At 73.8% G+C, this 7,900-nt stretch carries 8 protein-coding genes; 4 read left to right on the top strand and 4 right to left on the bottom strand.

Going from position 1 to position 7,900, the window contains the following annotated elements; genetic code table 11:
* Positions 1-258: 258 nt before the first annotated feature.
* Positions 259-891, bottom strand: a complete 633-nt coding sequence (locus tag ACFYZY_RS28505; RefSeq protein ID WP_388699776.1) for a uridine kinase — start codon at positions 889-891, stop codon at positions 259-261.
* Positions 892-1,008: 117 nt separating this feature from the next.
* Between ACFYZY_RS28505 and ACFYZY_RS28500 the strand changes: the two genes are divergently transcribed.
* Positions 1,009-1,407 (top strand): hypothetical protein, encoded by a 399-nt coding sequence (locus ACFYZY_RS28500; protein ID WP_388699773.1) that lies wholly within the window; start codon positions 1,009-1,011, stop codon positions 1,405-1,407.
* A gap of 61 nt (positions 1,408-1,468) precedes the next feature.
* Here ACFYZY_RS28500 and ACFYZY_RS28495 read toward each other — a convergent pair whose 3' ends face one another.
* The 3 genes from ACFYZY_RS28495 to deoC are packed head-to-tail and all read right to left on the bottom strand — an operon-like array spanning position 1,469 to position 4,759.
* The gene (locus ACFYZY_RS28495) at positions 1,469-2,365 is read right to left on the bottom strand and encodes an aldehyde dehydrogenase family protein (RefSeq protein WP_388699771.1); all 897 of its coding nucleotides are present in this window, start codon (positions 2,363-2,365) and stop codon (positions 1,469-1,471) included.
* Positions 2,358-3,794 carry an aldehyde dehydrogenase family protein gene (locus ACFYZY_RS28490; protein ID WP_388699769.1) on the bottom strand — a complete coding sequence of 479 codons (1,437 nt, stop codon included), beginning with the start codon at positions 3,792-3,794 and terminating at the stop codon, positions 2,358-2,360. The genes ACFYZY_RS28495 and ACFYZY_RS28490 overlap by 8 nt, the downstream gene beginning before the upstream one ends.
* 5 nt (positions 3,795-3,799) lie before the next feature.
* Positions 3,800-4,759 (bottom strand): deoxyribose-phosphate aldolase, encoded by a 960-nt coding sequence (deoC, locus tag ACFYZY_RS28485; protein ID WP_388699766.1) that lies wholly within the window; start codon positions 4,757-4,759, stop codon positions 3,800-3,802.
* A gap of 252 nt (positions 4,760-5,011) precedes the next feature.
* On the opposite strand from deoC, the gene ACFYZY_RS28480 reads away from it, so the two are divergent.
* From ACFYZY_RS28480 to ACFYZY_RS28470, 3 genes are all read left to right on the top strand, one after another.
* Positions 5,012-6,325, top strand: coding sequence for a hypothetical protein (locus ACFYZY_RS28480; protein ID WP_388699764.1), 1,314 nt, complete (start codon positions 5,012-5,014; stop codon positions 6,323-6,325).
* Positions 6,326-6,495: 170 nt separating this feature from the next.
* Entirely contained in the window at positions 6,496-7,134 is a 639-nt protein-coding gene (locus ACFYZY_RS28475; RefSeq protein ID WP_388699761.1) for a class F sortase, read from the top strand.
* A 34-nt stretch (positions 7,135-7,168) separates the two neighbouring features.
* The gene (locus ACFYZY_RS28470) at positions 7,169-7,840 is read left to right on the top strand and encodes a PH domain-containing protein (protein ID WP_388699758.1); all 672 of its coding nucleotides are present in this window, start codon (positions 7,169-7,171) and stop codon (positions 7,838-7,840) included.
* The last annotated feature ends 60 nt before the right edge of the window (positions 7,841-7,900 follow it).

Here is a 7,900-nt window from a genome sequence, read left to right as displayed (position 1 = left end):
GAGCAGGGGGGGACCGTACGGGGGTACGGGGGAAAGGGAGCGGGTCGTTCGGGCCGGGGGGGCCCTTCGACCCCCTTTCCTCGTGTTCGGGGGGCGGCCCCCGACGGGCGGGCGGCCGGGGCGCGGGGGCGGCCCCCCCCCCCCGCGGCCCCCCCCCCCCCCCCCCCGCCCCGGCGGGGGCGGGGGCCCCGGGGGGGGGGGGGGGGGGGGGGGGGCCCCCCCCCCCCCCCGCTTCCGTCGTGTCCGGGGTCCGGCCCGCTACGGGCGGGCGGCCGGGGCGCGGTGGCGGCCCGCCGCCGCGGCGGCCAGCCGGCCCAGGGCCTCCGGCTTGGCGCAGGGATGGGCGCCCAGCTCCGCCTGGCGGGCCACGATCGCCCGCTCGGCCCGCATCAGGCGCCAGCCGCGGCGCAGCAGGAACGGCACCGACTTGCGGCCCTCCCTGAGGTCCCGGGCGAGGCGGCGGCGGAACGTCGTCGAGGGGCGGCCGCGCAGGCAGATCGCGTCGGCCAGGACGCCGAGGTCGCGGCAGCGGGCCACGATCTCGGCCGCGAAGATCCCCTCCGCCACGAACAGCGGCGTCCGCCCGATGTCCAGGCCCTCCCGGCCCGTCCGGGAGCTGGTGGCGATGTCGTACACGGGGACGTCGGTCCGCCCCGTGCGGCACAGCTCGACGACGGAGGCGACGGCGGCGTCCGCGTCCCAGGACTGCGGCGAGTCCCAGTCGATGTCCGTACTGCCGTCGACGAGCGGGAGCGACGGGTCGTCGTGCTCCTTGTAGAAGTCGTCGAGGCGCAGGACCGGGAGGCCGGTGGCGGCGGCGAGGGACGACTTGCCGGAGCCGGAGGGGCCCGCGAGCAGGACGACCCGTATCGGGATCGGTTGGGAACTCACGGAACACCAGTGTGAGGCATTCCCCCGTGCAGGGGACCCCGGGGAGGAGCGTTGGTATCGGGCATCACACCTCCACTACTGTCGGTAGCCGCCCGAACACCCCGTGGAAGGAACGTCATGGCGCGTCACGCAGCACCCCGCACCTCCCGTCGCAGCGCTCTCCTCAAGGCCGGACTCACCGTCACGGCGGCGGGTGCCGCGCTGGCCGGCGCGGGGGCCGGGGCCCAGGCCGCCGCCCCCCTGCCGCTGCCCGTCGACTCGCTGACCAGGACGGACGCGGGCGCGGCCGGGGCGGGCGCGCTCTCCGGCGTCGGCCACGGCGTCGGCCCGCTGACCCGGCTCCAGCTCGACCCGCTGGCCAACACGGGCGTCGACCCGCTCGACAACGGAGTCGGCACCCAGGTCGCCGACTTCAAGCCGGTCGGCACGAACCTGGTCACCGACCACCTCACGAGGGGCGGGGCCGTGGCGGACCTGCCGGTGGTCGGGTCGCTGACGCGGGGACTGCTCCCGTGACGCGGACGCACGCGTGAGAGGGCCCCGGGGCGAACCCGGGGCCCTCTCCGGAGTGGTGGGGCTAGTACGAGGAGCCGGAGGCGCCCAGGCTGCCCGTCGGGTGCCAGACCGTCTTCGTCTCCAGGAAGGCGGTCATGCGGTCCGTGCCCGGCGACTCCGTGAAGTCCTCGGTGCGGCGGCGCAGGACGCGCTTCAGGTTGTCCGCCGCCGCGATCTCCAGCTCGCGGGCCAGGTCGTCGTCGGCCGCGCCCGTCAGGTCGATGGCGTTGACGTCCTGGTGGGCCGCCAGGTGCGGGCCCATCTCGGACGCCTTGCCGGAGAGGATGTTGACCACGCCGCCGGGCAGGTCGGAGGTGGCCAGGACCTCGCCCAGCGAGAGCGCCGGGAGCGGGGCCCTCTCGCTGGCGACGACGACGGCCGTGTTGCCCGTCGCGATCACCGGGGCGATCACCGAGACCAGGCCCAGGAAGGACGAGTCCTGCGGGGCCAGGACCGTGACGACGCCGGTCGGCTCGGGGGTGGAGAGGTTGAAGTACGGGCCCGCGACCGGGTTGGCGCCGCCCGTGACCTGGGCGATCTTGTCCGTCCAGCCCGCGTACCAGACCCAGCGGTCGATCGCGGCCTCGACGACCTCGGCCGCCTTGTTCTTGGACAGGCCCTCCGCGTGCGCGACCTCGTGCACGAACTGGCCCTTGCGGCCCTCCAGCATCTCGGCGACGCGGTAGAGGATCTGGCCCCGGTTGTACGCGGTCGCGCCCGCCCAGCCGCCGAACGCCTTGCGGGCGGCGACGACCGCGTCACGGGCGTCCTTGCGGGAGGAGAGCGGGGCGTTCGCCAGCCACTTGCCCTTCGAGTCCGTCACCTCGTACACCCGGCCGCTCTCGGAGCGGGGGAACTTGCCCCCGACGTACAGCTTGTAGGTCTTGAAGACGCTCAGTCGCGCGGTCGTCTCAGACATCGAGGTAGGCCTCCAGACCGTGACGGCCACCCTCGCGGCCGAAGCCCGACTCCTTGTAGCCGCCGAAGGGCGAGGTCGGGTCGAACTTGTTGAACGTGTTGGCCCAGACGACACCGGCGCGGAGCTTGTTCGCCACCGCGAGGATGCGGGAGCCCTTCTCCGTCCAGATGCCCGCCGACAGGCCGTACTGGCTGTTGTTGGCCTTCGCCACGGCCTCGTCGGGCGTGCGGAAGGTCAGCACCGACAGGACCGGGCCGAAGATCTCGTCGCGGGCGACGGTGTGCGCCTGGGTGACGTTCGTGAAGAGCGTCGGGGCGAACCAGTAGCCGGCGGACGGGAGGTCGCAGGCGGCGGTCCAGCGCTCGGCGCCCTCCGCCTCGCCCTGCTCGACCAGGGTGGTGATGCGGGCCAGCTGCTCGGCGGAGTTGATGGCGCCGATGTCGGTGTTCTTGTCCAGCGGGTCGCCGAGGCGGAGCGTGGACAGACGGCGCTTGAGCGCGTCGAGCACCTCGTCGTGGACCGACTCCTGGACCAGGAGGCGCGAGCCCGCGCAGCAGACCTGGCCCTGGTTGAAGAAGATGCCGTTGACGACGCCCTCGACGGCCTGGTCGACCGGGGCGTCGTCGAAGACGATGTTGGCGCCCTTGCCGCCCAGCTCCAGGGTCAGCTTCTTGTCCGTGCCCGCGACCGAGCGCGCGATGGCCTTGCCGACGGCGGTCGAACCGGTGAAGGCGACCTTGTTCACGTCCGGGTGCTCGACGAGCGCGGCGCCGGCGTCCCCGTACCCGGGGAGGATGTTGACGACGCCCCTGGGCAGCCCGGCCTGGCGGCAGACGTCCGCGAAGAACAGGGCGGAGAGCGGGGTCGTCTCGGCCGGCTTCAGGACGACCGTGTTGCCGGTCGCGAGCGCCGGGGCGATCTTCCACGCCAGCATGAGCAGCGGGAAGTTCCACGGGATGACCTGCCCGGCCACGCCCAGCGGGCGCGGGTTCGCGCCGTAACCCGCGTGGTCGAGCTTGTCGGCCCAGCCCGCGTAGTAGAAGAAGTGCGCGGCGACCAGGGGGAGGTCCGCGTCGCGGGTCTCCCTGATCGGCTTGCCGTTGTCCAGGGTCTCCAGGACGGCCAGCTCGCGGCTGCGCTCCTGGATGATCCGGGCGATCCGGAAGAGGTACTTGGCGCGCTCGGAGCCGGGCAGCTCCGACCACTTCCCGAAAGCCTTCCGGGCGGCCCTCACCGCGCGGTCCACGTCCTCGGCGCCCGCGCGGGCGACCTCGGACAGGACCTCCTCGGTGGAGGGGGAGACGGTCTTGAAGACCTTGCCGTCGGCCGCGTCGGTGAACTCACCGTCGATGAACAGGCCGTAGGAGGGGGCGATGTCGACGACGGACCGGGACTCGGGCGCCGGCGCGTACTCGAATGCAGATGCCATGTTGATCAGTCCACCGTCACGTAATCGGGGCCGGAGTAGCGGCCGGTCGCCAGCTTCTGGCGCTGCATCAGCAGGTCGTTGAGCAGGCTGGAGGCGCCGAAGCGGAACCAGTGGTTGTCCAGCCAGTCCTCGCCCACGGTCTCGTTGACCAGTACCAGGAACTTGACGGCTTCCTTGGTGTTGCGGATGCCGCCGGCCGGCTTCACGCCCACCTGCACGCCGGTCTGCGCGCGGAAGTCGCGCACGGCCTCCAGCATGAGGAGCGTGTTCGCCGGGGTGGCGTTGACCGCGACCTTGCCGGTCGAGGTCTTGATGAAGTCCGCGCCGGCCATCATGCCGAGCCAGGAGGCGCGGCGGATGTTGTCGTACGTGGACAGCTCGCCGGTCTCGAAGATCACCTTGAGGCGGGCGCGGTCGCCGCACTCCGCCCTGATCGCGGCGATCTGCTCGAAGACCTCCAGGTAGCGGCCGGCGAGGAAGGCGCCGCGGTCGATGACCATGTCGATCTCGTCGGCCCCGGCGGCGATGGCGTCGGCCGTGTCGGCGAGCTTCACGGGGAGCGCGGCGCGGCCGGCCGGGAAGGCGGTGGCGACCGAGGCGACCTTGACGCCGGAGCCCGCGAGGGCGGCCTTGGCGGTGGCCACCATGTCGGGGTAGACGCAGACGGCGGCGGTCGTCGGGGCCGTGCGGTCGGTCGGGTCGGGGTGGACGGCCTTGGCGGCGAGCGCCCGGACCTTGCCCGGGGTGTCCGCGCCTTCGAGCGTCGTCAGGTCGATCATGGAGATGGCCAGGTCGATGGCGTACGCCTTGGCCGTGGTCTTGATCGAGCGGGTGCCGAGGGACGCGGCGCGCGCCTCCAGGCCGACGGCGTCGACGCCGGGCAGCCCGTGGAGGAAACGGCGCAGCGCACTGTCGGACGCGGTCACGTCGGCGAATGCGAGAGCTGCGGGTGCAGTGGTGGGCATGGTCACCAGTCGAGCATATCTACGCGCGTAGCGGCCTGTACAGGGGACCCGGGCCACAGAGCCCGAGGTCACAGGCGGACGGCCGGCGCGGTGACCGTCGTCACAGAGCCGTGACGTGGAACGGACGAGTCCTGAATGCAAGATCATTAGATTTGTTCCTGCAGCCAGCCAGACCTCACCGGACACAGTCGGACCGAGAAAAAGCGGCATGCGACTCACCCTTCCTTCACCTGCTGAAACACAGGAGTCGTTATGCGCACCGCCCTTCGTACCGCCATCGCCACCGCCCTCGTCGCGGGAGTCGCGGTCGTCACCCCGGCCTTCGCCGCCGGGACCGCTTCCGCCGCCGACGGGACGACCGCCTTCACGGCCGCGCCGACCACCACGGCCGCCACCCCGGCACCGGCCACCGCGCCCGGTACGAAGACCTCCCCGAGGACCTCCCCGAAGACCGGTGACCAGGCCGGCACGACGGCCACCGGCAAGCCCGGTGGTGGGGCCACCGGCACGACCGGTCCGAAGACCGGTGACGAGGCCGGCCCGAAGGAGGAGGGCGCGAAGGGCACCCTCGTCCGTACCCAGACCCTCCTCAACGGCACCGTCGCCAAGATCTACAAGGTCAGGGAGCAGAACCACCGCGCCGAGCTCTTCTACCGGGGCAACCCGGTCGGCGTCCTGGAGGCGGTCACCCGCTCCGCGGCCGGCAACGACAACGGCGAGTTCTTCGTCCTCAACCCGGACGGCACCACCTACAACTGGGACCGCAACTACCTCCCCGGCGCCAAGCCCGGCCTCTACCGGCTCGTCGACGGAACCGTCCTCGAACTCGCCGAGCGGAACGGCCGCTTCGGCCTCCAGCTGATCCAGGACGGCAAGGGCCGCGGCTTCACGTACGTGACCGGAGGCCGCTCGGTCTGGACGTACGGCAGGGCCGTCGTCGTCCTGGAGCAGGACGGCGGATTCGCCGCCTACGTCCCCGGCTCGGCGAAGCAGGCGGCTCCGAAGCCGTACGGCACGACCGACACCGGCCGGCCCCCGGCGCCCACCACCGGCGTCCCCGTCACCGTCGGCGAGTGCACCGTCCGGCAGGACATCCCCAGCGTCTTCGCGCTGATGACCGTGACGCTCACCAACGACCTGGAGAAGGGCCCGAAGGCGGAGCTCAAGGACGAGGCCGGCAAGGTCGTGGTCGTCGCCGACCGCGCGCGCCCGAAGGACCTCGGCACGGGGATCCGGATCGCCGACGCGAACACCACCACCCCCCGGCTGGGCCAGCGCACGCAGGGCGGTGACACGCCGTACCGGTGGACCGCCTTCCCGAAGCTGCCGAAGGGCTGCGGGAAGAAGGCGGCCGGCACGGCCCCGGCCCCGTCCGCCGGCACGGGCACCCCCCACGGCGGCCAGACCTCCGTCGTCCCGAAGGGCGGTGTCGCGGCCGGTGCCGAGTTCGGCGCCGGGAGCGGTTCCCCCGCACCGGTCGCGGCCGGCGTGGGCGCGGCCTCGCTCGCCGCGGCCGGTCTCGGCTTCGTCGTCCTGCGCCGCCGGGCGGCCGGCACGCGGGCCTGACCCCGTACGGCTCCGGTCCGTCTCCCGGGCCGCCGCCCCTCCCGCACCCTCCGTCTCCTCGCCCCGACCCGAGCGGGAGCACACCCCACCCCGGGCCGGCCGCCGCACCCCACGCGGCGGCCGGCCGCATCCCGTACGCCCGCCGTCCCCGTCCGTCCGGAGCCGCCCCCGTGAACCGCCGCCGCACCCGTGCCGGTACCGTCCCCCTCCTCGCCGCGCTCCTCGCGTCCGCCGCGCTCACCGGCTGCTCGGCCGGGACCGGGGAGCCGGCCGCCGCCCCGCCCGCCCGGATCACCGAGACCGCCGCGCCCGCGCCGAAGGCGGACTCCGCCCCCGTCCGGCCGCTCGCGCGCTCCCTGCCCGTACGGATCGCGCTGCCCTCCGCCGGAGTCGACACCGGACCCGTCCTGAGGCTGGGACTCGCCGCCGACGGCACCGCGGAGGTCCCCTCCGTCGCCGACGCCGACCGGATCGGCTGGTACGACAAGGGCGTCACGCCCGGGGAGACCGGCCCCGCCGTCCTCATCGGGCACTTCGACACCGCACGCGGCCCGGCCGTCCTCAAGAACGTCTCCCGCGTCCGGACCGGCGACGAGATCACCGTCGTCCGGGCCGACGGCAAGGCCGCCGTCTTCCGCGTCCGCGAACTGGAACAGGTCGACAAGGACGCCTTCCCCACCACCAAGGTGTACGGCGACACCACCCGCCCCGAGCTGCGCCTGATCACCTGCGGCGGCGAGCTGGCCGACGGTCACCGCCCCGACAACATCATCCTCTACGCCGACCTCGTGGCCGTGCGGGCCGCCTGAGTCCCGGCCGGTCCCCTGAGGCACAATCGGCGGCATGACGACCCCCGAGCCGACCCCCGAGCCCCGCCCCGAGCCGAGCCCCGGGTCGACCCCCGCGCAGCCGTCCCCCGACCGGGTCTTCCGGTCGCCCCTCGGAATCGCGAGCGGGGTGTTCCTGCTGGTGCTCGCGGTCGTGTTCGCCGGGGACGCCGTGCTGCGCGGCGAGGGCCGGGCCCCCTGGCTCGCGCTCGCGGGACTCGTCCTGGCCGCGCCGCTGATCGTCGCCTTCACGATCCGGCCCGCCGTGTACGCGAACGACCGGAGGCTCCGGGTCCGCAACCCGTTCCGGTCGATCACGCTGCCCTGGGCCTCCGTCGCCGACGTCCGCGCCGGCTACTCCAGCGAGGTCTTCACCCAGGAGGGCGCGAAGTACCAGCTCTGGGCCGTCCCCGTCTCGCTGCGCCAGCGGAAGAGGGCGTCCCGGCAGGCCGTCCGCGCCTCCCAGGACGACCCGCACGGCCGTACCTCCGTCACCGCCGACGTCCGGCGGAGCGCCTCCCGCACCGCGCCCACCGACCAGACCGTCGCCGATCTGCGCGAACTCGCCGAGCGCCACGCCGGGAGCCCGGACGCGCAGGGCGAGCCGCGGGTGCGCTGGGCGTACGAGATCGTCGTCCCCGCCGTCGTGGGGCTGCTGCTCCTCGTGGTCCTGGTGGTCACGGGCTGAGCCGCCCCGGCACGGGAGAGGGCCGGTGCGGAGGACCACGCCTCCGCACCGGCCCTCCGG

The organism is Streptomyces sp. NPDC001744 (assembly GCF_042892575.1).
In the GTDB taxonomy this organism is placed as follows: domain Bacteria; phylum Actinomycetota; class Actinomycetes; order Streptomycetales; family Streptomycetaceae; genus Streptomyces.
This window is presented reverse-complemented; position numbering and strand designations above follow the sequence as displayed.

What these genes read in the sequence shown, in the direction of transcription:
- ACFYZY_RS28500 (WP_388699773.1), top strand. Translation starts at nt 1,009, where the DNA reads ATGGCGCGTCACGCAGCACCCCGCACCTCCCGTCGCAGCGCTCTCCTC.
- ACFYZY_RS28495 (WP_388699771.1), bottom strand. Translation starts at nt 2,365, where the DNA reads ATGTCTGAGACGACCGCGCGACTGAGCGTCTTCAAGACCTACAAGCTG.
- ACFYZY_RS28490 (WP_388699769.1), bottom strand. Translation starts at nt 3,794, where the DNA reads ATGGCATCTGCATTCGAGTACGCGCCGGCGCCCGAGTCCCGGTCCGTC.
- deoC (WP_388699766.1), bottom strand. Translation starts at nt 4,759, where the DNA reads ATGCCCACCACTGCACCCGCAGCTCTCGCATTCGCCGACGTGACCGCG.
- ACFYZY_RS28480 (WP_388699764.1), top strand. Translation starts at nt 5,012, where the DNA reads ATGCGCACCGCCCTTCGTACCGCCATCGCCACCGCCCTCGTCGCGGGA.
- ACFYZY_RS28470 (WP_388699758.1), top strand. Translation starts at nt 7,169, where the DNA reads ATGACGACCCCCGAGCCGACCCCCGAGCCCCGCCCCGAGCCGAGCCCC.